29 protein-coding genes and 2 pseudogenes are annotated in these 25,570 nt (G+C 70.2%); 9 read left to right on the top strand and 22 right to left on the bottom strand.

Translation table 11 applies throughout. The features are described 5' to 3' along the window. Positions 1-343 precede the first annotated feature (343 nt). Entirely contained in the window at positions 344-1,606 is a 1,263-nt protein-coding gene (locus IC63_RS04115; RefSeq protein WP_156965346.1) for a hypothetical protein, read from the top strand. A 75-nt stretch (positions 1,607-1,681) separates the two neighbouring features. Here IC63_RS04115 and urtE read toward each other — a convergent pair whose 3' ends face one another. The 13 genes from urtE to IC63_RS04180 all read right to left on the bottom strand — a co-directional run bounded on the left by urtE (position 1,682) and on the right by IC63_RS04180 (position 13,328). Next, entirely contained in the window at positions 1,682-2,383 is a 702-nt protein-coding gene (urtE, locus tag IC63_RS04120; protein WP_036717173.1) for an urea ABC transporter ATP-binding subunit UrtE, read from the bottom strand. Between the two features lie 3 nt (positions 2,384-2,386). Further along, positions 2,387-3,127: an urea ABC transporter ATP-binding protein UrtD gene (gene urtD, locus IC63_RS04125; protein ID WP_036717175.1), complete on the bottom strand. Its 741-nt coding sequence runs from the start codon at positions 3,125-3,127 to the stop codon at positions 2,387-2,389. Then, positions 3,124-4,347 (bottom strand): urea ABC transporter permease subunit UrtC, encoded by a 1,224-nt coding sequence (gene urtC / locus IC63_RS04130; RefSeq protein WP_036717176.1) that lies wholly within the window; start codon positions 4,345-4,347, stop codon positions 3,124-3,126. Before urtC ends, urtD begins: the two co-directional genes overlap by 4 nt. Positions 4,348-4,362: 15 nt before the next feature. Further along, the gene (urtB, locus tag IC63_RS04135) at positions 4,363-6,264 is read right to left on the bottom strand and encodes an urea ABC transporter permease subunit UrtB (protein ID WP_036717177.1); all 1,902 of its coding nucleotides are present in this window, start codon (positions 6,262-6,264) and stop codon (positions 4,363-4,365) included. Positions 6,265-6,323: 59 nt separating this feature from the next. Continuing rightward, positions 6,324-7,610, bottom strand: a complete 1,287-nt coding sequence (urtA, locus tag IC63_RS04140) for an urea ABC transporter substrate-binding protein (RefSeq protein WP_036717258.1) — start codon at positions 7,608-7,610, stop codon at positions 6,324-6,326. 263 nt (positions 7,611-7,873) lie between these two features. After that, positions 7,874-8,509, bottom strand: a complete 636-nt coding sequence (gene ureG, locus IC63_RS04145) for an urease accessory protein UreG (protein ID WP_036717178.1) — start codon at positions 8,507-8,509, stop codon at positions 7,874-7,876. Positions 8,510-8,520: 11 nt separating this feature from the next. Beyond that, positions 8,521-9,210 carry an urease accessory protein UreF gene (locus tag IC63_RS04150; RefSeq protein ID WP_036717180.1) on the bottom strand — a complete coding sequence of 230 codons (690 nt, stop codon included), beginning with the start codon at positions 9,208-9,210 and terminating at the stop codon, positions 8,521-8,523. Then, positions 9,182-9,646, bottom strand: a complete 465-nt coding sequence (locus tag IC63_RS04155; protein WP_036717181.1) for an urease accessory protein UreE — start codon at positions 9,644-9,646, stop codon at positions 9,182-9,184. Before IC63_RS04155 ends, IC63_RS04150 begins: the two co-directional genes overlap by 29 nt. 15 nt (positions 9,647-9,661) lie before the next feature. After that, positions 9,662-11,365 carry an urease subunit alpha gene (gene ureC, locus IC63_RS04160; protein ID WP_036717183.1) on the bottom strand — a complete coding sequence of 568 codons (1,704 nt, stop codon included), beginning with the start codon at positions 11,363-11,365 and terminating at the stop codon, positions 9,662-9,664. Then, a complete protein-coding gene (locus tag IC63_RS04165; protein WP_036717185.1) occupies positions 11,355-11,669 on the bottom strand; it encodes an urease subunit beta in 315 nt (104 codons plus the stop codon). Before IC63_RS04165 ends, ureC begins: the two co-directional genes overlap by 11 nt. Then, the gene (locus tag IC63_RS04170) at positions 11,666-12,226 is read right to left on the bottom strand and encodes a HupE/UreJ family protein (RefSeq protein ID WP_052041861.1); all 561 of its coding nucleotides are present in this window, start codon (positions 12,224-12,226) and stop codon (positions 11,666-11,668) included. Before IC63_RS04170 ends, IC63_RS04165 begins: the two co-directional genes overlap by 4 nt. Positions 12,227-12,236: 10 nt before the next feature. Continuing rightward, positions 12,237-12,539 carry an urease subunit gamma gene (locus tag IC63_RS04175; protein WP_036717186.1) on the bottom strand — a complete coding sequence of 101 codons (303 nt, stop codon included), beginning with the start codon at positions 12,537-12,539 and terminating at the stop codon, positions 12,237-12,239. A 9-nt stretch (positions 12,540-12,548) separates the two neighbouring features. Continuing rightward, a complete protein-coding gene (locus tag IC63_RS04180) occupies positions 12,549-13,328 on the bottom strand; it encodes an urease accessory protein UreD (protein WP_232222505.1) in 780 nt (259 codons plus the stop codon). 299 nt (positions 13,329-13,627) lie between these two features. On the opposite strand from IC63_RS04180, the gene IC63_RS04185 reads away from it, so the two are divergent. The 3 genes and pseudogenes from IC63_RS04185 (at position 13,628) to IC63_RS04195 (ending at position 16,412) form a co-directional block, all read left to right on the top strand. Further along, entirely contained in the window at positions 13,628-14,125 is a 498-nt protein-coding gene (locus IC63_RS04185) for a TRAP transporter small permease (RefSeq protein ID WP_232222506.1), read from the top strand. Positions 14,126-14,156: 31 nt separating this feature from the next. Then, positions 14,157-15,401: pseudogene (locus IC63_RS04190) on the top strand (TRAP transporter large permease); the annotation flags it as partial. Positions 15,402-15,431: 30 nt separating this feature from the next. Next, on the top strand, positions 15,432-16,412 hold the full coding sequence (locus IC63_RS04195) for a DctP family TRAP transporter solute-binding subunit (protein WP_036717191.1): 981 nt from the start codon (positions 15,432-15,434) through the stop codon (positions 16,410-16,412). Here the strand turns inward: IC63_RS04195 and IC63_RS04200 are convergent. The 3 genes from IC63_RS04200 to IC63_RS04210 are packed head-to-tail and all read right to left on the bottom strand — an operon-like array spanning position 16,381 to position 18,717. Continuing rightward, positions 16,381-17,466, bottom strand: coding sequence for a LacI family DNA-binding transcriptional regulator (locus IC63_RS04200; protein ID WP_198026239.1), 1,086 nt, complete (start codon positions 17,464-17,466; stop codon positions 16,381-16,383). The genes IC63_RS04195 and IC63_RS04200 overlap by 32 nt on opposite strands. Positions 17,467-17,497: 31 nt before the next feature. Beyond that, on the bottom strand, positions 17,498-17,830 hold the full coding sequence (locus IC63_RS04205) for a hypothetical protein (RefSeq protein WP_036717192.1): 333 nt from the start codon (positions 17,828-17,830) through the stop codon (positions 17,498-17,500). Continuing rightward, positions 17,830-18,717, bottom strand: coding sequence for an NAD(P)-dependent oxidoreductase (locus IC63_RS04210; protein WP_036717194.1), 888 nt, complete (start codon positions 18,715-18,717; stop codon positions 17,830-17,832). The genes IC63_RS04205 and IC63_RS04210 overlap by 1 nt, the downstream gene beginning before the upstream one ends. A 248-nt stretch (positions 18,718-18,965) precedes the next feature. Here IC63_RS04210 and IC63_RS04215 point away from each other — a divergent pair, with 248 nt between their 5' ends. Further along, positions 18,966-19,916, top strand: a complete 951-nt coding sequence (locus IC63_RS04215; RefSeq protein ID WP_036717196.1) for an NAD(P)-dependent oxidoreductase — start codon at positions 18,966-18,968, stop codon at positions 19,914-19,916. 170 nt (positions 19,917-20,086) lie between these two features. On the opposite strand, the gene IC63_RS17880 is transcribed toward IC63_RS04215, so the two are convergent. The 3 genes and pseudogenes from IC63_RS17880 to IC63_RS04230 form a co-directional block, all read right to left on the bottom strand. Continuing rightward, entirely contained in the window at positions 20,087-20,236 is a 150-nt protein-coding gene (locus IC63_RS17880) for a hypothetical protein (protein ID WP_156965347.1), read from the bottom strand. 108 nt (positions 20,237-20,344) lie between these two features. Next, positions 20,345-22,399: pseudogene (locus IC63_RS18685) on the bottom strand (tripartite tricarboxylate transporter permease). A gap of 27 nt (positions 22,400-22,426) precedes the next feature. After that, positions 22,427-22,627, bottom strand: a complete 201-nt coding sequence (locus IC63_RS04230) for a hypothetical protein (RefSeq protein WP_036717197.1) — start codon at positions 22,625-22,627, stop codon at positions 22,427-22,429. A gap of 17 nt (positions 22,628-22,644) precedes the next feature. Between IC63_RS04230 and IC63_RS19040 the strand changes: the two genes are divergently transcribed. The 3 genes from IC63_RS19040 (at position 22,645) to IC63_RS17890 (ending at position 23,283) form a co-directional block, all read left to right on the top strand. Beyond that, the gene (locus IC63_RS19040) at positions 22,645-22,776 is read left to right on the top strand and encodes a hypothetical protein (protein WP_269634669.1); all 132 of its coding nucleotides are present in this window, start codon (positions 22,645-22,647) and stop codon (positions 22,774-22,776) included. A 99-nt stretch (positions 22,777-22,875) separates the two neighbouring features. Next, positions 22,876-23,073, top strand: a complete 198-nt coding sequence (locus IC63_RS04235) for a hypothetical protein (protein ID WP_036717198.1) — start codon at positions 22,876-22,878, stop codon at positions 23,071-23,073. Positions 23,074-23,106: 33 nt separating this feature from the next. After that, complete coding sequence (locus tag IC63_RS17890; RefSeq protein WP_156965349.1) at positions 23,107-23,283, top strand: hypothetical protein; 177 nt, start codon at positions 23,107-23,109, stop codon at positions 23,281-23,283. A gap of 75 nt (positions 23,284-23,358) precedes the next feature. Here IC63_RS17890 and IC63_RS16860 read toward each other — a convergent pair whose 3' ends face one another. Next, on the bottom strand, positions 23,359-23,568 hold the full coding sequence (locus IC63_RS16860) for a hypothetical protein (RefSeq protein WP_052041865.1): 210 nt from the start codon (positions 23,566-23,568) through the stop codon (positions 23,359-23,361). Between the two features lie 49 nt (positions 23,569-23,617). Here IC63_RS16860 and IC63_RS18410 point away from each other — a divergent pair, with 49 nt between their 5' ends. Further along, positions 23,618-24,778: a hypothetical protein gene (locus IC63_RS18410; RefSeq protein ID WP_198026242.1), complete on the top strand. Its 1,161-nt coding sequence runs from the start codon at positions 23,618-23,620 to the stop codon at positions 24,776-24,778. Here IC63_RS18410 and IC63_RS18415 read toward each other — a convergent pair. Then, positions 24,775-24,990 carry a hypothetical protein gene (locus IC63_RS18415; protein ID WP_198026243.1) on the bottom strand — a complete coding sequence of 72 codons (216 nt, stop codon included), beginning with the start codon at positions 24,988-24,990 and terminating at the stop codon, positions 24,775-24,777. The two genes, IC63_RS18410 and IC63_RS18415, sit on opposite strands and share 4 nt — an antisense overlap. A 52-nt stretch (positions 24,991-25,042) precedes the next feature. Continuing rightward, entirely contained in the window at positions 25,043-25,507 is a 465-nt protein-coding gene (locus IC63_RS18420; protein WP_198026244.1) for a catalase family protein, read from the bottom strand. Positions 25,508-25,570 lie beyond the last annotated feature (63 nt).

The following is a 25,570-nucleotide window of genomic DNA, read 5'->3' on the forward strand; positions in this document are numbered from 1 at the left end:
GATCCACATCCGCATTGCTCTCATGAACCGCTTCTCCGCCCTCGGCACCGCCGAGATCGTTCGCGTCAGCTGAGTTCAGCGGGGAAAGGGGCAGCTCACGCCGCTAGCTGAGTTGCGCAACAACGCCGCGATCAGGTCGTCGCGGAAGGACATCGGAAGGCTCCCTGAGAACGGCTCGCCGAAACGCTCGGCCCGGAACGGCACTTACAGTCTAAGCGCGCGAATCTCAATCTCCCGTTCGCGGAACGGGATCGACCCCCTTGCCGCAGAGTTTCCGGCGCGATAGCGAGAAGTGACCACGGCGTCGAGGCGCGGCGCGGCTTCTTCATCGCAGGACGCACGGATGGTTCCGTTGTTGATCATGGCCTATGGCCAGTCGAATGCCGACCGTTATATCTCCAAGCCGCGGCTTGATTCCGAACTTTTGTCCAATATGTCCGTAATCACCCTGACCTCGGGTCTGGGGGTGCGCGGGCGCGCATATGCACCGAATGGCAGGCTGCACAAAAATCGCATCGCCGAATTCACCATCGACGGAAAGCGCGTGGCGGACGAGGGGGCGCCACGCGTGCTGCCGGCGACCTATCACGAAGCGAAGGGCACCGCCTTGCTGCTGTCTGCCGGTGCCGTCGCCTCGGCGCTGACGAACGCCCCGCTGACCGGCGTGCGCGCCGCCAGCAAGGGGGGGCTGCGGTTCGTGTCGCTGCCGGACCGCGAGGGTGTCTCGGGCATCTACCGCCTGGCAGATGGCAGCATCTCGCCCATCGTCACCGGGCTGGTCGAGGATGCCGTCGAGCTTGCCGACCACCTCGGCGCCCAGACCGGCGTCCGCCCGGACCGCTGCGACATCCTGTTCCTGCATGGCGAGGCCGACCGCTCGACCCCGGCCGAGGCCTATGTCGCGCAGTTCCGCGAGGCCCGCGCCGAGATCACGCAGCGGCTTGCCGAACAGGGGCTCACCCCGCGCTGGATCCTGACCCAGCCCGCCGGCACTTCGCCCAGGGGGGACGGCAACGCCTGGCAGTCGCGGCGCGGGATCCTGATGGCGCTGGCCGATGACCCGACGCTGATCTTTGCCGGGCCGCTGTATCCCTATCCGCTGGCAGACCACATCCATTACGGCGCCGAGGGCAAGGCCCTGATCGGCGAACTGTGCGGACGGATCATCGCGCAGCTGGACGCGGGCGAGCCGTGGCTGACGCCGATGCCCACCGGCTGGCGGCTGGAGGGCGGGCTTCTGCATGTCGACTTCGACACGCCCGAGCCGCTGCGGATCGACGCCGACGCCCGGGCGATCGGCGCCCATGGCTTTCATGTCCCCTCCGGGGTCGGCATCGCCGGGGCCGAGGTGAGCTCGGACTCGACCGTCACCATCACCCTCGACGAGACGCCGGCAAAGCCGTTCACGCTGAACTATGCGTTCTATCGCAACCAGAAGGGCGATCCCCCCGAGGGGCCGCCGTTCTACCCCGTCGGCGGCGGCGCGCTGCGGACAGAGTGGGGCGAGCCCTCGATGCTGGTGCCCGGCCGGACGCTGCACAAATGGGTGCCCGGGTTTTCGATGGCCGTGGATCCGGCGCAGGGCGCGGGGAGGTTCGTGGCCTGATCCTGCGCCGGGGGGGGGGAGTGCCGGCGGTCTCGCCGGCAACCCGGCCGCCCCCGCTGGCGCAACCGGTCCGGCTTAGCCGATCGTCGCGAGGCGGTCCCGGACGACATCCCGATCCAGCGACGCTTTCGTCCCCGACAGGACGGTGCTGCCGCGGTTCAGCAGAGTCAGCGTGTCGCAAAGCTCCCAGGCGAAGTCGAAATACTGTTCGACCAGGACGATCGCCATGTCGCCGGTGTCGCGCAAGGCGGCGATGACGCGGCCGATGGCGGCGATGATGTTGGGCTGGATGCCCTCGGTCGGCTCGTCCATCAGCAGCACCTTGGGCCGGATCACCAGCGCGCGGGCGATGGCCAGTTGCTGCTGCTGCCCGCCGGACAGGTCGCCACCGCGGCGCTGGGCCATTTCGGCCAGCACCGGGAAGCTGTCATAGATCGCATCCGGCACGTTGCGCTGGCCGCGCGGCAGGCAGCCAAAGCCGGTTTCCAGGTTCTCGCGCACCGTCAGCATGGGAAAGATCGCGCGGCCCTGCGGCACGTAGCCGACGCCGCGGCGGGCCATCTCCTGCGCCGTCACCCGCCCCAGCCGGTCGCCCATCAGCCGCAAGTCGCCCCCGGACCGCGGGTGCCGGCCGGCCAGCAGGTTCATCAGCGAGGTCTTTCCGACCCCGTTATTGCCCATCACGCAGGTCACCTGTCCCGGCGCCGCGGCCAGCGAGACCCCGTGCAGGACTTGGCTTCCGCCGTAATGAAGTGTCACGTTCTCGGCTTCGATCATCGCTCAGCGTCCCAGATAGACCTCGATCACCTGCGGGTTCGCCGACACGTGGTCCAGCGAGCCTTCGGCCAGGACGGCGCCCTGATGCAGCACCGTCACCTTGCAGTTCAGGCGGCGGACGAAATCCATGTCATGTTCGACCACCACCACGGCGCGCGTCTCGGCCAGGCGGCGCAGCAGCGCCGTGGTCGCCTCGCGTTCGGCCAGGGTCATGCCGGCGGCCGGTTCGTCGACCAGCAGCAGCCGCGGTTCCGAGGCGAGCAGCATCCCGATCTCCAGCCACTGCTTTTGCCCGTGGCTCAGTTCGCCGGCCTTGCGGTGCAGCGCGCCGCCCAGATTGACCTCGGCCGCGAGATCGGCGACCCGGGCCCGGCTGGCCCGGCTGGGCCGCCAGCGCAGCACCGACAGCGGCCCGCGCGCCGAGCGCAGCGCCAGCGTCAGGTTCTCGGCGATGGTCTGGTCCTCGAACACGGTCGGGCGCTGGAACTTGCGGCCGATGCCCTCGCGGGCGATCCGCGCCTCGGACATGCGGACCAGCGAGACGGATCGCTCGCCCCACAGCACGTCGCCGGAATCGGGCCGGGTCTTGCCGGTCACGATGTCCATGAAAGTGGTCTTGCCGGCCCCGTTCGGCCCGATGATTGCGCGCAATTCGGCCTGGCCGATGGCAAAGGACAGGTCGTTGATCGCCCGGAACCCGTCAAAGCTCTTGGACACCCCCGATACTTCCAGCAAGGCGGTCATGCCTCGGCCTCCCGTTCCTGCAGCGCGCCCGCATCGGGGCCAAGATCGGCGCCCCGGCGCGCCGGATGGCGCAGGCCGGCGGTCGCGTCCCAGATCGACGACAGGCCGCGCGGCACAAACAGTGTCACGGCCACGAAGCCGAGGCCCAGCAGCACCTGCCACCAGTCCACCCAGTGGACGGTGTATCCGCCGAGCCGCAGATCGGGCGCGCGCCCGCCGGTGAACCAGCTCGACAGCAGCGACACGGCAATGGCGCCGATTACCGCGCCATAGATCCGCCCACGCCCGCCGATCGCCACCCAGACGGCCAGGTAGATCGAAGCGATGGGCATCATCTCGGCCGGGTTGATGATCCCGGCCTGCGGGTAGTACAGCGCCCCCGCGACGGCGCAGATCATCGCCGACAGGGTAAAGACAGCCAGCTTGAAGGTCTCGACCGGATATCCCAGGAACCGTACCCGCGTCTCATCGTCGCGGATCGCCCGGATCACGCTGCCGAACTTGCCGCCGGTGATCCAGGTCGCCAGCAGGAACCCGCAGGCCAGCGCAAAGGCCGAACCCCACAGGAAGCGGACGGCAATCACCGATTGCGGGACATGGGCCTGGCCGGGAATGTTCTGCAGTCCCGACAGCCCGTTGTTGCCCCGGAACCCGGCGTCGTTCTGGAACAGCCACAGCGCGAGCGCGAGCGTCATCGCCTGGGTCAGGATCGACAGGTAGACGCCGTTGACCCGCGACCGGAACGCCAGCCAGCCGAAGCCCAGGGCCAGCAGACCGGGCACCGCCAGCACCAGCACCAGCTGCGCCGGCAACGACCCGGCGAGGCTCCAGCTCCAGGGCAGGTCGGCCGAGCCGACCACGCCGAAGATCTGCCCCGCGATCCCGTCGCGCAGCTCGGCCGGGGTCGGCGGGATCGGCGCGGCCGCCAGGGTGCGGCCGACGATCTCGGCCGTGCGGGCATACATCAGCCACTGGCCGATCATGTAGCCGCCCAGGGCAAAGAACGCCATGTGGCCCAGCGACAGGATCCCGGCATAGCCCCAGACGAGGTCCATCGCCAGCGCCGCCAGCGCCAGGCACAGCGTCTTGCCCAGCAGCTTGACGGTCGAGGTGGCCAGCGCGCCGCTGCCATATGCCTCGGACATCAGGGTGACTGTCAGGGTGAACAGCGCGAGGATCGCCAGCGCGGTCAGCAGGGCAGGGTGTCTGCGGATGAGCATGTCGGACGTCCCTCCTCAGGCTGCCGCGGCCCGGCCGCGCTGCGGGATGATCCCGCGCGGCCGGAACTGGATGAAGACGATGATGAACAGGATCATGAAGGTCTGCGCGGCCAGCGTGTTGCCGGGGTTCAGGACCTCGATGCCCTTCTGCAGCCCGCCGATCAGCGCGGCGCCGGCGAGCGTCCCCCAGATGTTGCCGACGCCCCCCACGACGACGGTCATGAAGCTTTGCACGATATAGTCGTTGCCCAGCTCGGAGGTGACCTTGGCGAACAGCCCGATCGCGACCCCGGCGATGCCGGCGATGCCCGAGCCGAGGCCAAAGGTTAGCATGGCGATGCGTTCGGGGCTGATCCCCATCGACGCGGCCATGCCGGGGTTCTGCATCACCGCGCGGACCTGAAGCCCCAGGCGGGTGCGGTTCATCACCACCAGGAACAGCGCCAGGAACAGCAGCGCCAGCACCAGGATCGCCACCCGGATGGTCGAAATCGAGATCGCCTCGCCCCAGCCGACCGACCCTTCCAGCCAGGCGGGGGCGGTCAGCGGGCGGGCCTGGGTGCCGAAGATGTTTTTGGCGATCTGCTGCAGCGCGATCGACACGCCGAAGGTCGCCAGCAGGGTTTCCAGCGGCCGGCGCGCCAGCCGGCGGATGACCAGCCGATACAGCACCACGCCGGCTAGGGCGGTGACGAGGAATGCCGCCGGCAGGGCCACGATCAGCGACAGGGTGCGGTTCGCGATCAGCGTCTGCACGACATAGCCGGTATAGGCGCCCATCATGATGAATTCGCCATGCGCCATGTTGATGACCCCCATCACCCCGAAGGTGATGGCCAGCCCGATGGCGGCGAGGAAATAGATCGACGCCAGCGAGATCGCGTCCAGCGCCATGTCCGCCGTCCGCGCCGCGCCCTCGCGCAGGGCCATCGCGCGCAGCGCGCCGCGCGCGGCATCGGTCACCGCGGGGTCAGGCTCAGCGTAGATGTCGGCAAAGCGGTGCGCGGCCAGCGCCGCGTCGGCCTCGGCCGCGGTGGCGGCGGCGGGCACGAGCCCCTGCGCGGCCAGCGCGTCATAGGCCGCATCGCGGCGGGCCGGGTCGGACAGCTCGGCGACCGGCACCCCGCCGACCGCGCCGTTCTTAGCGTGCGCCGTCAGCGCCGCCCGCTGTTCGGCATCGGTCAGCCGCGCCGGGACCAGCCCGGCCTCGACCAGCAGCCGATAGGCATCCGCTGCGGGCAGGTCGTCCGTGCCCGGGGTCAGCTCACGGGCGATGTTGGCGTCGGCGGGCAGGGCAGGGCCCGCCACGCGGCTTGTAGCCAACAGCGGGTTCAGCGCGGCCTGGAAATCGGCGCCGGTATCGGTGCCGAAGCTGTCGATGGCGGCGGTCCGGGCCGCGGGGTCGGGATCGAAGCGGATCGCCAGCAGGCGCTGCAGACGGTCGCGGCGGGCGGCCAGGGCCGGATCGGGGTCAGCGGGCGCATCGCGCAGCGCCGCCAGCTGGCCGGCATCCGGGGCCCGCGCGATGGCGTCCAGCGCGGCGGCGCGCGTCGCGGGGTCCGGGTCGCCCAGCTGCGCCGGCACCAGCGCCGCGGCGATCAGGCTGCGCACCCCGGAATTGGGTCGCAGCGTCTTGACCTTGCCGGCGACCGGCGCGCCGGTCAGGGCATCCTCTGCGCCGCCCTCGTGCACGATCGCCAGGCGGCCGTCGTCGGCCACCCCCAGCCTTCGTTCGGCCCAGGCCGCCAGCACCTCGGCCCCGCCTGCCTTCGCCACCGCCTCGATGACCGGGCCGATGGTCTGGCGCGAGGGTTGGGTGATCTCGGCGTGGTGGGTGGCCAGCACGGTGCCAAGGTCCTGCGCGGCCAGCGGGCCTGCCAGCAGCAGCGTCAGAAGAAGAGTAAGAAGTCGGCGCATCGCACGGGTCCTGTCGGGCGAGGACGGCGGCGCGCACGCCGCCGCCCCGGGGGAGGAGGTCAATAGTTCGACTGGACCTGCACGCAGGCATTGGTTTCGGTGTTCCACATCCCGCATTCCTTGCCCGGCCAGTCGGCGTCGAGCTTGGCCGAGTCGGGCAGGAAGTCGGTCCATGCGTCGCCCGGCACCGGGTCGGTCTGGCTGACGATGTCGAACTGGCCGTCATCCCGGATCTCGCCGATCAGCACCGGCTTGGTCAGGTGGTGGTTGGGCAGCACCTTAGCCATGCTGCCGGTCAGGTTCGGCACCTCGACGCCGACGATCGCCTTCAGCACCGGATCGGTGTCGGTGGTGCCGGCCTTTTCCACCGCCTGCACCCAGGCGTTGAAGCCGATCATCGTCGCCTCCATCGGGTCGTTCGTCACCCGTTCGGCATTGCCGGTGAATTTGTGCCAGCTCTCGATGAAGGCCTTGTTTTCGGGCGTGTCGGCGCTTTCGAAATAGTTCCAGGCGGCCAGGTGGCCGACGAGGTTCGCCGTATCCAGACCCGACAGCTCCTCTTCGCCGACCGAGAAGGCCATGACCGGGATGTCGTCCGCCGACACGCCGGCCGCGGCGAGTTCCTTGTAGAAGCCCACATTGGCGTCGCCGTTGATGGTCGAGACGACCCCGACCTTCTTGCCGTCCTTGCCGAGCGCGACAACGTCGGCCACGATCTTGGACCAGTCGGAATGGCCGAAGGGGGTGTAGTTGACGAAGATGTCGCCCTGCGCCACGCCCTTGCCCTTGAGATAGCTTTCCAGGATCGTGTTCGTGGTGCGCGGGTAGACATAGTCCGTCCCCAGCAGCGCCCATTTCTCGACGCCCAGTTCGCCGGCCATGTAGTCGACCGCCGGGATCGCCTGCTGGTTCGGCGCGGCGCCGGTGTAGATGACGTTCTTCGACGACTCCTCGCCCTCGTACTGGACCGGATAGAACAGCAGCCCGTTCAGCTCCTCGACCACCGGCAGCACCGACTTGCGGCTGACGCTGGTCCAGCAGCCGAAGATCGCGTCCACCCCCTGGACCGAGATCAGCTCGCGCGCCTTTTCGGCGAACAGCGGCCAGTCCGAGGCGGGGTCGACGACCACCGCCTCGATCTTCTTGCCCAAAAGCCCGCCCTTGGCGTTCTGCTGGTCCACCATCATCAGGACCGTGTCCTTGAGCGTGGTTTCCGAAATCGCCATCGTGCCGGACAGCGAATGCAGCACGCCGATCTTGATCGTGTCGCCGTCCTGCGCCCAGGCGGTGCCGGCCATGGCCAAGCACAGCGCGGCGCCGGCCACGGTGAAGTTCAGTTTCCTCATCGTCATTCCCTCTGGCCGCGCCGCATCGGCCCGCTTGCCCGCAGGGGGCGGCGGTGACAGAATGGCGCGGCAGCATCGTTGCACCCGTGCGGCGGTCCCGTGTTGTCCAGACCCCGGATCGCCGCACACTTCCGGCCCGCATCGGCCGTTCGCACCTGCAGAAAAGCAAGCGCAACCTGACCGGGCAACCGCCTGCGCCGCAACTTTGCCCCCGGATCGGGCAACCGGCGCATCCGGCGTCTCGGACAAGGCAGAGCGCCCGTTTATGAGGCAGCTTCGGTTTCGGCCCGGGGACGCAGCCCCCCGGCGTCGAGGATGAACCGCGTCACCTCGTCCACGCCCCGCCCGTGGCGCAGCGCTGCCATCACCACCGGGCGCCCGCCGCGCGCGGCGCGGGCATCGGTTTCCAGTAGCGTCGCATCGACGCCCACATGCGGGGCCAGGTCGGTCTTGTTGACCACAAGCAGGTCCGACCGCGCCAGCCCCGGCCCGCGCTTGCGCGGGATGTCCTGGCCCGCGGCCGTGTCGATCACATAGATCGTGAGGTCGGCCAGTTCCGGCGAAAACGTGGCGGCCAGGTTGTCGCCACCGGATTCGATCAGGATCAGGTCCAGGTCGGGGATGGCCGCGGTCAGATCGGCGATGGCGGCCAGGTTGATCGAGGCATCCTCGCGGATCGCGGTATGCGGGCAGCCGCCGGTCTCGACCCCGCGCACCCGGTCCAGGGGCAGCACCTGCGCGCGCATGAGCGCCTCTGCATCCTCGCGCGTGTAGATGTCGTTGGTGATGACCGCCATCGACAGGCGCGGGGCCAGGCGGCGGGCAAGCTCGATGGTCAGCGTTGTCTTGCCGGCGCCGACCGGGCCGCCGATGCCGACGCGCAGGGGTCCGTTGCTCATGGTCGTCTCCTTCAGCTGCGGAAGATCCGGGTCTGCATGGTTTCGTGGCGCATCTGGGCGATGTCGGCACCGATCGCGCAGCCGCCGAGGTCGGCGTCGGTGGCGACCGCGGCGCGGTCCGCGGCGCGCAGGATATCGGGTGCCAGCCGTGCCAGCACCGTCTGGCCCTGGGTCTGGCCCAGCGGCATGAAGCGCACCGCGGCCAGGACCAGGTTCAGCGCCTGCCCGTGCAGAAACAGCGCGATCAACTCGGCCGGAGGCAGCGGCAGCGGCCCCAGCGCCCGCCCGACCGCGACGGGCAGGGTGGCGGGCAGGGTGGCGGGCAGGGCGGCGGGCAGGGACGGGGCGCCGCACAGCGCCGCGGCGGTGCGGGCAAAGGCCGCCCCCTGTTCCACCGTCTCGGTCAGCCGCTCGGCCGACTGGCACAGCGCCCGCGCGAGGTCGTCCAGCGCCGCGGGATCGGCGTCCCGGCGCAGGGCCAGCGACAGCAGCACCGCGTCGGACCACAGCGCACCGTGCGCAAGCAGGTCGCGCAGCCATTCGGCCAGCGCCGCACCGTCCGCGACGACGCCCTGCGACATCGCCCATTCCAGCCCCTGCGCATAGGCGAAGCCTCCGGTCGGAAAGGCCGGTGACAGCATCTGCACGGCCAGCAGCCGGGCGGCGGCGCGGTCAGTGGGTGTGGCCGAAGGTGCGTCCATGACCGTAAGCCCCGCCCTCGGGGCGAAAGGGCGCCAGGCTGCGCGTCACCCGCGCGCCCAGCTGCGCCAGCATCGCTTCCAGCACGTGATCGGCGCGGATCACCAGGTGATCGGCGTGGATTTCGCAGGGACAGTGACGGTTGCCGATGTGCCAGGCGAGGCGGGGCAGGTCGCCCTCGATCCGCAGCACCGGCTCGCGCGCGGCGGCGATCTCGACCGCGCAGCCGTCCTGCAGCACCAGCGCGTCGCCGCCGTCCAGCGAGACCGCCTGCGGCAGGTCGACCATGAACGATGCGCCGCCCTCGGTCATCAGCCGCCTGCGGCGCAGGCAGCGCGAGTCGTGGTCCAGGACCACCCGGCCGACGATCTTGCGGCCGTGCCCCGCAGGTGCCGTCGCGACCGCGGTGCCAAGACTGTCGTCGTAAGCAGGCAGCATGATAACCTCCTTGGGTCAGAACAGGAAATAGCGCTGCGCCAGCGGCAGTTCGGCCGCAGGCTCGCAGGTCAGCAGCTGGCCATCGGCGCGCACCTCGTAGGTTTCGGGATCGACCTCGATCCGGGGCGTGGCGTCGTTCAGCCGCATGTCGGACTTGCCGATGCCGCGGGTGCCCTCGACGGCGACGGCGGCCTTGCCCAGCCCGTCGCACGCGCCGGCCTCGACCCCAGCGCGGCTGACGAAGCTGACGGCCGCGGCGTGGCGCGCCGGCCCCAGCGCGCCGAACATCGGCCGCATCGCCATCGGCTGCGGCGTCGGGATCGAGGCGTTGGCGTCGCCCATCTGCGCCGCCGCGATCTGGCCGCCGATCAGCACCATCTCGGGCTTGGCGCCAAAGAACGCCGGATGCCATAGCACCAGATCGGCCCGCTTGCCGGGTTCCACGCTGCCGACATGGGCGCTGATGCCGTGCGCCACTGCCGGGTTGATGGTATACTTCGCCACGTAGCGGCGCGCGCGCAGGTTGTCGTTCGCGCCCGTCTCGCCTTCCAGCCGGCCGCGCTGCGTCTTCATCTTGTGGGCGGTCTGCCAGGTCCGGGTCACGACCTCGCCCACCCGGCCCATCGCCTGGCTGTCCGACGAGATGATCGAGAACGCGCCGAGGTCGTGCAGGATGTCCTCGGCCGCGATCGTCTCGCGCCGGATGCGGGATTCGGCGAAGGCCACGTCCTCGGGGATCTTGCGGTCGAGGTGGTGGCACACCATCAGCATGTCGAGATGTTCCTCGATCGTGTTGACGGTGTAGGGCCGGGTCGGGTTGGTCGAGGACGGGATGACGTTCTGCGATCCGACCACGCGGATGATGTCGGGGGCGTGCCCGCCGCCCGCGCCCTCGGTGTGATAGGCGTGGATCGTGCGCCCGGCGATGGCGGCGAGGGTGTTCTCGACGAATCCGCTTTCGTTCAGCGTGTCGGTGTGAATCATCACCTGGACGTCGTGGCGGTCAGCCACAGTCAGGCAGCAGTCGATGGCGGCGGGGGTGGTGCCCCAATCCTCGTGCAGCTTCAGCGCGCAGACCCCGGCGCGGACCATCTCGTCCAGCGCCGCGGGGCGGCTGGCGTTGCCCTTGCCGGCGAGGCCGATGTTCATCGGCAGGGCGTCGGCGGCTTCCAGCATACGGCGGATGTGCCACGGGCCGGGCGTGCAGGTAGTGGCCAGCGTGCCGTGCGCCGGCCCGGTGCCGCCGCCGATCATCGTGGTGATGCCCGAGGCCAGCGCCTCGTCAACCTGTTGCGGGCAGATGAAGTGGATGTGGCAGTCGATGCCGCCGGCGGTCAGGATGCGGCCCTCGGCGGCAATGATCTCGGTCCCCGGACCGATCACCAGCGTGACGCCGGGCTGAGTGTCGGGGTTGCCGGCCTTGCCGATCCCCGCGATGCGCCCGTCGCGCAGCCCGATGTCGGCCTTGATGATGCCGGTCCAGTCGAGGATCAGCGCGTTGGTGATGACGGTGTCCATCGCGCCCTCGGCCCGGGACAGCTGCGACTGGCCCATGCCGTCGCGGATCACCTTGCCGCCGCCGAACTTGACCTCTTCGCCCAGGATGGTCAGGTCGCGTTCGACCTCGATCAGCAGGTCGGTGTCGCCCAGCCGAACCCGGTCTCCGCTGGTCGGCCCGAACATCGCCGCATAATCGGCGCGCAAGATCTCAACCGGCATCGAGCGCCCCCATCACCTGCGCGTTGAACCCCCAGACGGCGCGGGCGCCGGCGAAGGGGACCAGCCGCACCTCGCGCCGCTGGCCCGGTTCGAACCGGATCGCGGTGCCGGCGGGGATGTCCAGCCGCCGGCCACGGGCGGCGACGCGGTCGAAATCCAGCCCCGGATTGGTTTCGGCGAAATGGTAATGGCTGCCCACCTGCACCGGCCGGTCGCCGGTATTGGCGACCATCAGCGCGATGGACTCGCGCCCCGCGTTCAGGGTCAGCGTCCCCGCGGCGGGGATGATCTCGCCCGGGATCATCCGGCTACCGCCAGCATCAGCCCGGCCAGCGTGGCCGCGGCCCCGGCGCCCCGCAGCAGCATCGCCGGGATTGCGTGGCCGGCAAGGATGCCGACCCCGTGCAGCGCGGCGGTCGCCAGGGCAAATCCCGCCATGAAGGGCAGCAGCGCGCCCGACGGCGCCTCGGCCCCGTGCGCCCAGCCATGCGCGAGCCCGAACAGGGCCGCGCCGGCCAAGGTAGCGGCCAGCGGCGGGCGCAGCGCCCCGGCGACCATCGCCCCGATGACGATGGCCGAGGCGAGGATCGCCGGCTCGACCGCGGGCAACGGCACGCCCGCGGCGCCCAGGGCGCCGCCGGCGAGCATCGCTCCGACGAAACCCGCGGGCAGGGCCCACGTCGCGCGTCCGCCCCGCTGCGCAGCCAGCAGCCCCAGCGAGATCATCGCCAGCAGGTGATCGGCGCCGCCCAGCGGATGCGCCAGCCCCGCGGCGATTCCGCCGGGGTCGTGGCCCGGATGGGCGAGGGCCGCCGCGGGGGTCAGGGCGGCGATCATGACCAGCAGGGTCTTGCGGAACATGGGTTTTCCTTCAGCGGATGGGGTGGTGGACGGTGACCAGCTTGGTGCCATCGGGAAAGGTGGCCTCGACCTGCACGGTCTCGATCATCGCGGCGATGCCGGGCATGCAGTCCTCGGCGCGGACGACCTTGCCGCCGGCGTCCATCAGCTCTGCCACCGAGCGCCCGTCGCGGGCGCCCTCGACGACGAAATCGGCAATCAGGGCGATCGCTTCGGGGTGGTTCAGCCGCACCCCTCGTGCCAGCCGGTTGCGCGCCACCATCGCGGCCATCGCGACCAGCAGCTTGTCCTTTTCCCGCGGGGTCAGGTTCATCGCACGCTCCTATTGCTGCCAGACGCGGGGCAGGCGGCCGGGCCGCAGGGTCAGGACCAGCCGCGCGATCGCGCCGCGCATCTGCCAGCTGTCCGCCCCGCGCAGACGCACCACCAGCGCACCCGGCCGCGCCGAGGCGGCGCCGTCGACCGGCAGCTGCCCCAGCGCCTCGCGCACCGGCGCCAGCGCAGCCTCGGCGTCCGGCGCGGCGAGGATCAGGGTCGAGACGACCCGCGCCCCGCCCAGCAGCGCGGCGCCCCCGGCCAGCGCGGCGTCGTCCAGCCTGAGGATGTCGACCAGGACCAGCCGGCCGTCGCGCCGGATCTCGCGCCGGTCGTGCAGGTGCAGCCGGGTCACCACCTCGCCCATCGCGGCGCGGCCCAGAACGATCGTCTCGACCCCCAGGAATTCTGCATCGCCCGCCAGGTCCACGGTGGTCACGCGGTCAAGCGCGGCGCGCTGGAAGACAATGGTTTCCTGCGGCAGCCAGTCCAGCCGCGCGCCCGCCCCGGCAGACAGCGCGACGCGGACCCAGGCCGTCCCCGCGTTCGAGCGATAGGCCCGCTCGGCGGTCTGGGTCGTGGCGCAGGCGCCGTGGCGCTCGGCAAGGTCGACGGCAAGCGACAGCGTGTCGCCCCCGGCCAGCCCGCCGGAGGTGTTGAGGAAGACGATCTCGGCCGGGGCGGACCGGCCCGCGGTCGAGAAGACCTTGGCCGACCCCTGCTGGTGCAGGTCCGAAATGCCGGCGCGTCCCAGCGCGACCCGGGCCCGGCCATGACTTCGTTGCATTCGCGGTTGGCTCGTCATGGGTCCAGCGACTAGGGCCGTCCGAGGCGAGGCTCTAGCGGCGGCGGGTCCGGGCGCCATCGCCGCGCGAGGTTTGCCTAGAACGGCGCCAGAAAATCGGGTCGGTGACCGCCTTATGGGCATGCCGCGCGCCGGTTCGGGATGGTGCGTGCTCTCAGCGATCCGCCCGCAAGCGCCGCCGGTCCCAACAGGGCACCAGCGCGTTGACCGATCCCGATGTTAACGATACCATCGACCCCGGAGGAACAGATTCGCGGCAGCGGATCCGTCGGGGGGGGGTGATGGCGATGCAGGCTGACGGCCGGGCTGTCGTGTGGAAGGCGATCGCCGCGCTGATGGCGGTGCTGATGGCGGCGATGATCGGTCTGGTGTTTGCCAACGTGGTCATGCGCTATGGCTTCGCCTCGGGCGTACGCCCGGCAATCGAGCTGTCGCGGCTGGGCTTCGTCTGGATCGTGATGCTGGGCGCGGCGCTGGCGCTGCGGGCGAACGAACATCTTGCGATCACCGAGGTCGTCAAAACGCTGCTGCCCGGCGCCGTGCCGGTTCTGTGGGTGGTCACCCGCGCGATCATCATCGGACTGCTGGTCATGTTCGTCGTCGGCTGCTGGCGGCAGATGATGCTGAACTGGGCCGATATCAGCCAGGTCACGGGGCTGCCGCGGGCGCTGTTCTATGTCGCCGGGGTCACCGGGGGCGTGCTGATGATCCTCGTCGCGGTGCTGCAGATCCTGTCGCCCGCGCCGCGAGGCCACGGGGCGGAACGGCCCGTCGAATGACCCTCGCGCTGTTTCTGGGCGTGCTGATCGGATCGATTCTGCTAGGCCTGCCGGTCGCATTCGCGCTGATCTTGTCGGCGCTGGCGCTGATGGTGCATCTCGACACCTTCAGCGTCGACATCCTGGCGCAGTCGCTGGTCAACGGGATCGACAACTTTCCGCTGCTGGCGATCCCGTTTTTCCTGGTGGCCGGCGAGGTAATGGCGTCGGGCGGGCTGTCCAGGCGTATCGTCCGGCTGGCCTCGAGCCTGCTCGGCCACCGCAAGGGCGGCCTGGGCTATGTCACGATCTTCTCCTCGGCGCTGCTGGCCGGGCTGTCGGGATCGGCGGTGGCGGACGCCGCGGCGCTGGTCAGCATCCTCTATCCGATGATGAAGCAGTCGGTCTATCCCGAGGGCCGCTCGCTGGGGGTGCTGGCCGCGGCGGGATCATCGCCCCGGTCATCCCGCCATCGCTGCCGCTGATCGTGCTGGGGGTCGCCGGCAACATCTCGATCGCCAAGCTGTTCATCGGCGGCATCGTGCCGGGCCTGATGATGGGGGCGGCGCTGATGGTCACCTGGTCGCTGGTCACCCGGAACGAGACGCTGGCCGTCACCCCGCGCGCGACCGGCGCCGAACGGCTCGCCGCGCTGCGGGACGGGGTCTGGGCGCTGATCATGCCGATCCTCATCATGGGCGGCATCCGCAGCGGCATCGTCACCCCGACCGAAGCCGCGGTGGTGGCCGCCGTCTATGCCATCGCCGTGTCGATGCTGGTCTATCGCGAGATGACCTCGCGGATGCTGGTCGACACGCTGATCTCGGCCGGCCGGTCGACGGCGATGGTGATGTTCCTCGTCGGCGCGGCGATGGTGGCGGCCTGGCTGATCACCGTCGCGCAGCTGCCCCAGCAGCTGGCCGACGCGCTGGCGCCGCTGGTCGACCGGCCCCGGCTGCTGATGCTGGTCGTCATGATCCTGGTGTTCCTGTTCGGCATGGTCATGGACCTGGTGCCCTCGGTACTGATCCTGGTGCCGCTGCTGTTGCCGGTCATCAAGATGGCGGGGATCGACCCGGTCTATTTCGGCCTGATGTTCATCATCAATTCCTGCATCGGGCTCATCACCCCGCCGGTCGGGTCGGTGCTGAACGTCGTCTGCGGCGTCGGCAAGGCGCCGATGTCCAAGGTCGTCCGCGGCACGCTGCCCTTCGTCACCGCCTATCTGATCCTGCTGGGGCTCTTCATCCTGTTCCCGGCGCTCATCACCGTGCCGCTGAACATCCTCACCGGCTGAATCGCAATCCAACCCGAGGAGACATCACAGATGACAAGGTTCTTCCGCAGCGCCGGCCTGGCCGCCCTGATCGCCGTCGGCGCGCTTGCCGCGCAGGCCGAGACGACGCTGAAATTCGCCCACCCGGTGCCGGAAACCGACTTGCAGCAGAACCTCGCGCTGGAATTCAAGCGCATCGTCGAGGAAAGGACCGGCGGCGAGATCAAGGTCCAGATCTTTCCGAACGGTCAGCTGGGCAACGACCAGCAGATGATCGACGGCACCCGGTCGGGGATCATCGACGTCACCCTGGTCGGTCTGAACAACTATACCGGCCTCGTGCCCGACGCGGGCGCGTTCGAGCTGCCCTTCATCTTTCCGACCCGCGAGATCGCCTACAAGGTGCTGGATGGCGCGCCCGGTGCGACCGTCGCCGCCGAGATGGAGGGCAGCGGGCTCAAGCTGCTAGGCTATGGCGAGAACGGCTATCGCAACATGACCAACAACCGCGGCCCGATCCGGGTGCCCGACGATCTCAAGGGCCTGCGGATGCGGGTCAACAACTCCAAGGCGCTGAACGACATGTTCAACCTGCTGGGCGCGAACCCCCAGCAGCTGCCGGTGGCCGAGCTGTACACGGCGCTGGAAACCGGCGTCGTGGACGCCCAGGACCACCCGATCGGGATCGTCTGGTCGTTCAAGTTCAACGAGGTGCAGAAATTTCTCAGCCTGACCCAGCACGCCTACTCGGCGCTGGGGATGACGATGAACAAGGCCAGGTTCGACGGCCTGACGCCGGACCAGCAGGCGGCCATCACCGAGGCCGCGGCTGCGGCCATCAAGATGCAACGCGGCCTGGTCCAGGCCAAGGAGGAAGAGATGATCTCCGAGCTGGAAGGCCAGGGGATGCAGGTCATACGCGACGTCGACGTGGCGGCCTTCCAGGCGGCGATCCGGCCGGTCTGGGACACCTACGTGGCCGAAAACGGCGACGCGCTGCTCAAGCAGATCGAGGAAGCCACGGCGAAGTGATCGCCCCGTCGGGGAAGATGTCCGCGCCGGTCGAGGCGCGGACGACCAGTTGCGGCTCGACCCGGATCAGGGTCGGGACCCCGTCACCCAGGCCGTCACCCAGGCCGTCGCCCGCGCCGTCGCGCAGCCGCCGCACGATCAGCGCGCCGGTCTCGGCCCCGATCCGGGCCGGGAAGGGGTCGATGGTGGTCAGCGACGGCTCGGCCACCGCCGCGATCTCGAAATTGCCGAAGCCGGCGATCGCCATGTCCCCGGGGACCGAGATGCCGCGGCGGGCGCATTCCATCATCGCCCCGAACGCCGCCGGGTCGGCTACCGCCATGACTGCCTCGGTGTCGGGCAGGGTGTCCAGCAACATCGCCATCGCCGCCGCGCCCTCGCGCATCGACACCGGCGGCGGCCCGACGGTGATCAGGCGCGAGGCATCCAGCCCGCGCGCCTCCATCGCCGCGACGAAGCCGCGCCGGCGGTCGGCGCCGCGGGTGTCGAACGAGCTGTCGCCGCCGATGAAGGCGATCCGGCGATAGCCGCGTTCGGCCAGGTGCCCGACCATCATCGCCGCCGCCGCGGCATTGGAAAACCCGACCGTGTGGCCGATCGGGCGGGCCGGCTCGTCCCAGGTCTCGACCACCGGGATGCCGGCGCCCGCCAGCATCTGCCGGGCGCGGTCGGTATGCCGGCCGCCGGTCACCACCAGCGCTTCGGGCTGGCGCCGCAGCAGCTGGCCGATCAGGCGTTCTTCCTCGGCCATGTCATAGTTAGAGCGGCCGAGCAGCACCTCCATCCCGGCGGCCTCGATTTCGGTCGTCAGCGCCCCAACGGTGTCGGCAAAGTTGGCGTTGTTGATCGACGGGATCACCACGGCGACAAAGCCGCTGCGCTGCGACCGCAGGTTCGAGGCGACGCTGTCCAGCACATAGCCCAGCTCGTCGGCGACGGCCCGGATCCGGTCGCGCGTCGTCGCGCTGATCGAGGCGTCGCGACGGAACGCGCGCGAGACGGTCATCACCGACACGCCGGCCGCCCGGGCGACATCCTTCATCGTGGGTTTCATTCGGTGCCCCTCCTGCGCGGGGCTTAGCGGTTCAGGCTGGAAAATCCAGCATCTCGGTGACGTGGTGGTGGATGCGCCCCTCGAACCGGCCGGCGATCGCGGCCTGCGTGGCGGCGCGGCTTTCCAGTCGGACCGGGTAGTCCAGCGCGGCCAGCATCGTGGCCCGGTCGGGATAGGTGATGGCGAGGATCAACGGATATTCCGGGGCGCCCTCGTCGCGTTCCAGTCCAAAGGTGATCCGCAGGCCGGTCTGGCCCGCAAACTGGCGCCACATCGGCACCAACCGGTTGATCACCACGCGGCGGAAATCCTGTTCGGTTCCGGGGACAAGGCGGCCTTCGAAGATCGCGTAGCGGGTCAGCATCAGTCGTTCTCCAGCATCAGGCGGGGCCTGAAATATTCCATCAGCGCGGCCTGGTCCTCGCCGCCCAGGCCCGCGGCGGTCAGCATCCGGTGGACTTCAGCGCAGACCGCCGTCAGCGGCATCGCCGTGGTCGTCGCGCGGGCCACGGCCAGGGCGCCGTCGAGGTCCTTGACCATGTTGTCGATCCGCCCGGTCCGGCGATAGTCGCGGGTGGCAAAGCGCGGCATGTATTCCTGCAGGATGGCGCTGTCGGCGCGCCCGCCCCTCAGCGCCAGGGGGATGCGCTCGGCGGCGATCCCGGCCGCCTCGGCCAGGGCCGTCGCCTCGGCCACGGCCAGGAAGTTCAGCCCGCAGAGCACCTGGTTGATGAGCTTGGTCGCCTGCCCCGCGCCCGCCGGGCCCATATGGGTGATGTTCGCGGCGACGGCGGCCAGTACCAGGCGGGCGCGGTCCACGTCGGCGTCGGCCCCGCCGAGCATGAGGGTCAGCTCGCCGGTCGCGGCCTTGGGCGCGCCGCCGGACAGGGGCGCGTCGACCCAGGCCAGCCCCGCTTCGGCCGCGCGCTGCGCGAGATTGCGGGTGGCGGCGGGGTCGATCGACGACATGTCGATGATGAGCGTCCCGGCCGCCGCGCCCTCGGCCACGCCGGCCGGCCCGAACACCGCCACCTCGACGATCCGGGCGCTGTTGAGGCTGAGAATCACCGCCTGTGCCTGCCGGGCGGCCTCGGCCGCCGAGCCAGCGGCGACCGCGCCCTGCGCCGTCAGCGTGGCGACCCGGGCCGAGTCGAGGTCGAACACCCGCAGCAGGTGCCCGGTCGCGCGGAACCGCGCCCCGATCGCGCCGCCCATCGCGCCCGCCCCGATCAGCGCAAGCTGCGCGGTCATGGCAAGGCTCCTGCTTGGGTGCGGTCGGTGACGGCGGCGAACCGCAAATTGCCCGCCGCCCGCCGGTCCGCCGGGCGGGCGCCAGTGCGGGGCGGCTGTCGCCCGCTGTGATCGAAGAGGTCCACTATCGTCATCGCTCTTTCCCCGGCCACGGGCTCAAGGTATGGTATCGTTAACAAGTCCGTCAACCGCGGATCGGATGCCCCGACGCCGCAGCAAGCCCGTCAGACCAAGGTGGAGCCCCCCCCATGAACAGCACCTCGCGCACTCTCGCCATCGGCCCCTACAGCGAGACCGACCATCGCGCCCTGGTCGACGAACTGGGCGCGGTCGTGCTGCCCGGCCTGGCCGCGCTGGCCGACCTGCCTCAGCGCGACCGGGCAGGGGTCGAGGCGCTGGCCTACATGGGCCACGCGCCGCTGGGCGGGGCGCAGATGGACCTGCTGCCGGCGCTGCGGGTGATCGCGAATTATGGCGTGGGGTATGACGCCATCGACGTGGCGGCGGCGGATGCGCGTGGCGTAGTGGTGACGAACACCCCGGACGTGCTGTCCGAGGACGTCGCCGATCTTGCCGTCGCGCTGATCCTGGCGCACGCGCGCGGCCTCGTGGCGGGCGCGGCGCATGTCGCGACGGGTGGATGGGCGCGGGGCCGGCCGCTGCCCCTGGGGCGCAAGGTCTCGGGGGCGCGGGTCGGTATCCTCGGGCTTGGCCGCATCGGGCGCGAGATCGCGGATCGCATGGCGGCCTTCGGCTGTCCGATCCACTATTGGTCGCGCTCGGCCAAGTCCGTGCCGCCCGGCTGGACGGCGCACGAGACGCCCGCGGCGCTGGCGGCGCACAGCGATTTCCTGGTCGTCGCGCTGGTCGGCGGGCGCGAGACGGAAGGAATGGTCTCGGCCGGGGTCATCGGGGCGATGCCGCGCGACGCCGTGCTGGTCAACATCTCGCGCGGCTCGACGGTGGACGAGGACGCGCTGATCGAGGCGCTGGCGGGGGGCCGGATCGCCGGGGCGGCCCTGGACGTGATGCGGAACGAGCCGGACCCCGATGCGCGGCTGCTGACGCTGCCCAACGTCCTGCTGCTGCCGCACATCGGGTCGGCCACGGTCGAGACGCGGGCCGAGATGGCCGCCCTGCAGCGCCGCAACATCGCGGCGGTGCTGAAGGGCGAACGGCCGCCGACGCCGGTGAACTGACCTCCGGCGGTCAGGCGCCGGCTGTCCGCAACTTCAGCATCGCGCCGTCGGGGGCAGCCGCAGGTTCGCGCCTGACAGGGTCGTCCCGGCGCGGACGGGAGGCGCCAGGGTCGCCCTGGCAGCCAGGTAATACGGCACCGTCGCCGAGGGGCCGAACGGTTGCGCTGGGGTCAACCGATCTCGGGGATGCGCAGGATCGGCGCGTGCAGGTCCGGCCGGTCGGGGGACAACGCGGTGGCGTTGGCCACCAGCGCGAGTTCGCAGAGGTCCGGAACGGCTCGCTGCGGCAGGTCGGCCGCGGCCGCCGACCGCGCCGCCACGACCTCGGCCCACTGGCGTTCCCGCGGGTCGAGCCAGTCGCCCAGCCCAGGGCGGCGACGGTGCGGCCATTCGACGTGACCGCACCCGTGTCGGGGTCGGACACGAAATCATACTCGCTGGACTTGCCGGCGCAGATGATGGTCAGGCCCAGCACCTCGGCCCAGGTGACCAGCCCGATCAGCAGGCTGGGCTGGTCGCCATCGGCGGGGGTCACGACCAGACCGCGGGCGGCGGCCCGACGGCTGAGTTCCGGGCAGACCACGCTGTCGGTATCCTTGGTGACCATGACGACATGGTGACCCGCCGCGATGGCCAGCAAGGCATGGCTGGTGCCGGCCTCGGGGTCGCCGGTCGCCTCGACGGCCACCTCGAAGGGCAGGGCGGCGACATCTGCGAAATCCCCGGCGGCGATCAGCACGCCGCGGTCCCAGACCACCTGCGCCCCGGCGGCGAAACGGCACAGGGCGATGCGCCGGGTCCGCGCCGGTGGCGGCCAGCGCCGCGGCGGCGCGGGCGGCAGCCAGATCGACGGCGATCCGGCAGGACGGCCCCGGCACCCGCCCGGCCTGGGCCAGATAGCTCTGCCCGAACCCGCTGGTCCCCAGGATGCAGGTTTCGACGACCCGGCCTTCGGGGCGGGCGAAATAGCGGTGGTGGTTCATTCGACGACCTCGGGCGGGGTGCGGCGGCGCAGGCTGCCCAGCCGCGGCAGGACCATCAGCGCCAGTCCGACGACCGATCGTTGCCACCAGCGGGTTGGAAAAGAAGATCGACAGCGACCCGTCCGACAGGATCATCGACTGGTGAAAGGCGTTTTCCGCCTTGTGGCCCAGCACCATCGCCAGGATCAGCGGCGCCAGCGGATAGTCGAGCCGGGTCAGCAGATGGCCGACCAGCCCGAAGACCAGCGCCAGCCACAGGTCGAAATCCTTGCCGGAAACGGTATAGGCGCCGACGAGGCAGATCGCGACGATGATCGGCCCGATGATGGCGAAGGGGATGCGCAGCAGCGCCGCGAACAGCGGCACCGTCGCCAGCACGAGGATCACGCCCACCACGTTCGGGACATCCATGCTCGCGATCAGCCCCCAGACGAAATCGGGCTTGGTCGCGAACAGCATCGGCCCCGGCGTCAGCCCCCAGATCATCAGCCCGCCCATCATCACCGCGGCGTTGGCCGAGGACGGCACCCCCAGCGCCAGCATCGGCAGCATCGCGCAGGTGCCGGCGCTGTGGTCGGCGGCTTCGGGTGCGACGATGCCCTCGAGCTGGCCGGTGCCGAAGGGGCGGCCGCCCTTGCGCGACGCCTGCCGGGCGATGCCCTAGGACATGAAGGACGCCGCGGTGGGGCCTCCGGGGATGATGCCCATCCACGTCCCGACCGCGCCGGACCGCAGCAGCGTCGCCCAATAGCGCGGCAGCTCGGCGATCGTCGCCAGCACGTCGCGCAGGCGGATGCGGCTGGCGACGCCGCGGAAGCGCAGCCCCTCCTGCACGGTGGCGAGGATCTCTCCCAGCCCGAACAGACCGATCACCACGACGAGGAAGCTGACCCCGCCCAGCAGGTCGCTGAAGCCGAAGGTCAGCGGCACCACCCCCGGTCACGCTGTCCATGCCCACCGTCGACAGCAGCAACCCGGCCGCCAGCGAGGTCAGGGTCTTGAGCGGCGCACTGCTGCCATCCCGACGAAGGCCGCGAAGGCGAGGAAATAGACGGCGAAATATTCCGGCGCGCCGAAGCGCAGCGCAAAGTTCGCGGCCCATCCGGCCAGCAGGGTGATGACCACGGCGCCCAGCAGCGCGCCGGAGCCCGTCGACATGAAGGCCAGCGTCAGCGCCCGCGTCGCCTCGCCGCCCTGGGCGATCGGATAGCCGTCGAAGGTGGTGGCGACCGAGCTTGGCTCGCCGGGGATGTTGAACAGGATCGACGTGGTCGAGCCCCCGAACAGCGCCCCCCAGTACATCGACGACAGCAGGATGATGGCCGAGGTCTGGTCCAGGCTGAAGGTCAGCGGGATCATCAGCGACACCCCGTTGGGCGCCCCCAGCCCCGGCAGCACGCCGACGACGAGGCCCAAGAGGACGCCGCCGACCATCAGCGCGATGTGAAACGGCGTCAGCGCGGTGCCGAGACCGGACATGAGCAGACTGAAATTTTCCATCGCCGGTGTCTCCTCGCGTGGCGCGGTTCAGTGGATGCCCAGCAGCGGCTCCAGCGGGCCCTTCAGCAGCAGAACCTTGAAGGCGAGCTCGAACACCGCATACAACAGCGCCGAAAACGCGATCCCGACCGCCAGCGACGTCGGCCCCCGGTAGCCGCCCCGGAACCGCGCGTTGAAGGCGACATAGGCGGCGCTGGCGATATAGGCTCGGGTCCGCTGGTGGTCCACGCGGCACCACGGCCGTCATGGCCCCGCCATACAGCGTCACCAGCACCCGCTCGTTCGCCTCGGCCAGCGCCGCCTTGCCGGTGGGAAAGACCAGCACCATCGCGGTGATCATCGCCAACATGATGTCCGAGGGCTGCAGCACCGTGTAAAGCCACAGGCTGACCAGCAGCAGAAGCGAGGCGCGGATCGCCGCGCCGACCCCGACATTGCCCGGCGCCGGCTGCGGGTCTCTGACATGCAGTTCGGCGGTGCGCGCGGGCAGCAGCGCATGGACCAGCCGCCCCAGCACCAGCGACAGCAGCGATGCCTGGGTAAAGCCGTCGCGCATCGCCTCGGCGGCGGCGATGCTGTTCAGGCCCATCACCGACACCAGCACGGCGATGATGATGATCAGCATGCCGAGCTGCGCCCCGGTGCGCAGGATCATCAGGAAGCACAGGAAATAGGTCAGCCACATGGCGCCGACATAGACCAGCGGCATGGCCTGCAGATGGCTGACGATCCAGACCATGACATGGCTGAGCACGATCATGGCACCGGGCCTGCAGATGGAGTTGCCCCAAGTGAAGCGGCGCCGCTGCCCGCCGATCAGCCCGATGGGCAGGGCCGCGATGATCGACGGCATCGCCGGGTCGAAAACGGCGACGGCCAGATAGGGCAGCCGTCAGCGCCAGCCGGATGCCGAATAGCGGGTCCTCGACCGGGTCGGGGCGCGGCGGGACATCGCGCGCTCAGTGCAGATAGCTCGCGACGCTGCGCAGACGCATGGTCGCCCGCGCCAGCCAGCCGACCGGGCCGCCCGGCTCGGCCAGCACCGTCACCGTCGCCTTGCCGCCGACCGGGACGTCGCGGGGCCATCGCTCCATCCCGCCGGTCAGCTCGATGCGGGCGGGGATGCGGCCGGCCGGTTCGAACCAGCGGCTGGCGGGCTGGTTCACCACCAGGCCGCCCCTGCCGGCTGTGGCCGGGGTCGATGCCCCAGGCGACGCTTTGCACCCGGCTCTCGAACAGCTCTCCCGGGCGGGCGTCGAACAGCATGATCGCCGGGTCGCCCGGATCGACGTTGCCCGGCTGGTTCTCGCGCAGGTCCGCCGTGATCCAGGCCGCCTCGGCGTCGACAAGGTCAGCGCCGGGGTGCCTGTGGATGCGAACTGGCCCGGCGACAGGGTAAGGTTCGTGACCACGCCCAGATGCGGCGCCACCACCTGCGGGCCGGCAAGGTCCAGCTGGGCCTTTTCCAGCTGCGCCTCGGCCGCGATCAGGGCGGGGTTGTCCTGGCCGCCCTGGCCAAGCTGGGGCGATGCTGTCGCGGAAGCCGAAGAGGTTCTTGGCCTCCTCGTCGGCGCCGAATTCATGCGTGCCGAGCAGCGTTACGCCGTGCGAGGCCTCCAGTTCGCCCATCGCCCTGCCGACGGCGCGGTCGCGGGCGGCCTCGTCCACGGCATAGATGGTCAGCGCGACGTGGCATTGCTGGCCCTGGAACGGCGCGTCCCAGTTTTCCGGCGCGTTCTCGCCAAAGTCGCGCAGGATCTCGGCGCGGGCCGCCATCCCCTGCTGGAAGGGCAGCGGAAAGGTCTTCAGCGTCGCCTCGGGGACGCCCAGCGCCTTGAGCCCCTAATGACTGAAGGCGACGCCGGTCCAGGAGTCGAGATCGTCGTGGAAGCCCTCGGCCGAAGGGATGTGGGGGGCGAGCCGCGCGATCAGGTCGCGGCCGCCGTAGGTGTCGTCGATATGCAGCATCGCATGGATGCCGACATGGGGTTCGGGCCGGTTGCGCAGGATCAGCGCTTGGATGTCATCCAGCTGCAGCGTCACGTCCTCGCGCCGGAAGCGGTCGCGGTTTGCGGTGATAAGGCCCATGTCAGTAATCCACCGGCTCGGGTTTCGCCAGCTCGTCGGTCAGCTTTCCAACGCCTTGCGGGTGGTTTCATCGACATCCTTGTTGGCGTCCATGGTGTCGAGGAAATCCTGCAGCGCGTGATCCATGCGCTGATAGCGGCGCACGTCCACGACCGTGACCTGCGGGTTGGCGACGAACCAGCCGGCGCGTCGATCTGGTGCTCGGCGATGAAGTCCTTGACCTTGGGGCTGTCGATGCCCGGCCAGCCCTCGACGTTCTGGAACAGCAGGTCCATCAGCTCGGGGATCTAGGTGGCGAAGTCATTGATGTAGGCATCCCAGTCGCCGTCATAGGCGGTGGCGAACAGGATCCTGGCGTCGTTGTCGAACATCACGAAGCGCATGTCGTGCAGCGTGGACACGCGCTGGGCGCCGTCCATGTTGCCGACGGTCAGGTCGAGGATGCGGCGCAGCCGGTCGGCCCCGCCTGGCTTGAGGTCGGCGATGGCGGTCAGTTCCGACACGTTGCCCGACTGCAGCCCGGCGCGGCCCGCGGACTTGGCGCTGCCCTTCAGGTCAGGGTTGCGGTCGCGGATCAGCGCCTCGAGCGCGATCTTGGCGACCTGTGCGGCGCGTCGGCGGCGACTTCGTTGATGCGGCGGCGGATTTCCTGCAGCTTGCTTTCGTCGGCAAAGCGCGGGTCGCCGGTGGTTTCCTTGGTTCCCTTGGTTTTCGGATAATTTCCTTGGTCCATGAATCAGGCGGGAATGTCGGCGGCGGATCGCGGCTCGGCCGGGCGACGTCGTTCATCCCGCGGCGGCGGTCCTGCGACATCTGGTAGACGTGGCGGCGGATGCGCATGATCGAGCCCAGCGACCGGTGCGCCTCGACCCCGTTCCACGGGCTGAAGGCCAGCACGTCATCGGCCCAGACCCGGCGCGCATCGGAAAAGCTGTCCTGCAGCGGAAAGGTGATGGTGCCCACCACCTCGAAGGGCGAGGCCGCCTCGTCCCATTCGATCGCGGCGTCCTCGACCGGCATCGCGTCGAGGTCGGTGTTCAGCGCACGCGCAGGTGGAAGCTGACCGGCTGGTCGCGGACGGCC

The organism is Paracoccus sphaerophysae, from assembly GCF_000763805.1.
Lineage (GTDB): Bacteria > Pseudomonadota > Alphaproteobacteria > Rhodobacterales > Rhodobacteraceae > Paracoccus > Paracoccus sphaerophysae.

Coding starts and splice junctions, on each gene's coding strand:
- IC63_RS04195 (WP_036717191.1), top strand. CDS start 15,432: ATGACAAGGTTCTTCCGCAGCGCCGGCCTGGCCGCCCTGATCGCCGTC.
- IC63_RS04210 (WP_036717194.1), bottom strand. CDS start 18,717: ATGACCGCGCAGCTTGCGCTGATCGGGGCGGGCGCGATGGGCGGCGCG.
- IC63_RS04180 (WP_232222505.1), bottom strand. CDS start 13,328: ATGCAACGAAGTCATGGCCGGGCCCGGGTCGCGCTGGGACGCGCCGGC.
- IC63_RS04200 (WP_198026239.1), bottom strand. CDS start 17,466: ATGAAACCCACGATGAAGGATGTCGCCCGGGCGGCCGGCGTGTCGGTG.
- IC63_RS04170 (WP_052041861.1), bottom strand. CDS start 12,226: ATGTTCCGCAAGACCCTGCTGGTCATGATCGCCGCCCTGACCCCCGCG.
- IC63_RS04175 (WP_036717186.1), bottom strand. CDS start 12,539: ATGAACCTGACCCCGCGGGAAAAGGACAAGCTGCTGGTCGCGATGGCC.
- IC63_RS04150 (WP_036717180.1), bottom strand. CDS start 9,210: ATGGACGCACCTTCGGCCACACCCACTGACCGCGCCGCCGCCCGGCTG.
- urtD (WP_036717175.1), bottom strand. CDS start 3,127: ATGACCGCCTTGCTGGAAGTATCGGGGGTGTCCAAGAGCTTTGACGGG.
- IC63_RS19040 (WP_269634669.1), top strand. CDS start 22,645: ATGGCCCCGCCATACAGCGTCACCAGCACCCGCTCGTTCGCCTCGGCC.
- urtA (WP_036717258.1), bottom strand. CDS start 7,610: ATGAGGAAACTGAACTTCACCGTGGCCGGCGCCGCGCTGTGCTTGGCC.
- urtE (WP_036717173.1), bottom strand. CDS start 2,383: ATGATCGAAGCCGAGAACGTGACACTTCATTACGGCGGAAGCCAAGTC.
- IC63_RS04215 (WP_036717196.1), top strand. CDS start 18,966: ATGAACAGCACCTCGCGCACTCTCGCCATCGGCCCCTACAGCGAGACC.
- IC63_RS04185 (WP_232222506.1), top strand. CDS start 13,628: ATGGCGATGCAGGCTGACGGCCGGGCTGTCGTGTGGAAGGCGATCGCC.
- IC63_RS18420 (WP_198026244.1), bottom strand. CDS start 25,507: ATGCCGGTCGAGGACGCCGCGATCGAATGGGACGAGGCGGCCTCGCCC.
- ureC (WP_036717183.1), bottom strand. CDS start 11,365: ATGCCGGTTGAGATCTTGCGCGCCGATTATGCGGCGATGTTCGGGCCG.
- urtC (WP_036717176.1), bottom strand. CDS start 4,347: ATGCTCATCCGCAGACACCCTGCCCTGCTGACCGCGCTGGCGATCCTC.
- ureG (WP_036717178.1), bottom strand. CDS start 8,509: ATGAGCAACGGACCCCTGCGCGTCGGCATCGGCGGCCCGGTCGGCGCC.
- IC63_RS04155 (WP_036717181.1), bottom strand. CDS start 9,646: ATGCTGCCTGCTTACGACGACAGTCTTGGCACCGCGGTCGCGACGGCA.
- urtB (WP_036717177.1), bottom strand. CDS start 6,264: ATGCGCCGACTTCTTACTCTTCTTCTGACGCTGCTGCTGGCAGGCCCG.
- IC63_RS04115 (WP_156965346.1), top strand. CDS start 344: ATGGTTCCGTTGTTGATCATGGCCTATGGCCAGTCGAATGCCGACCGT.
- IC63_RS04205 (WP_036717192.1), bottom strand. CDS start 17,830: ATGCTGACCCGCTACGCGATCTTCGAAGGCCGCCTTGTCCCCGGAACC.
- IC63_RS04165 (WP_036717185.1), bottom strand. CDS start 11,669: ATGATCCCGGGCGAGATCATCCCCGCCGCGGGGACGCTGACCCTGAAC.
- IC63_RS17890 (WP_156965349.1), top strand. CDS start 23,107: ATGGCCTGCAGATGGCTGACGATCCAGACCATGACATGGCTGAGCACG.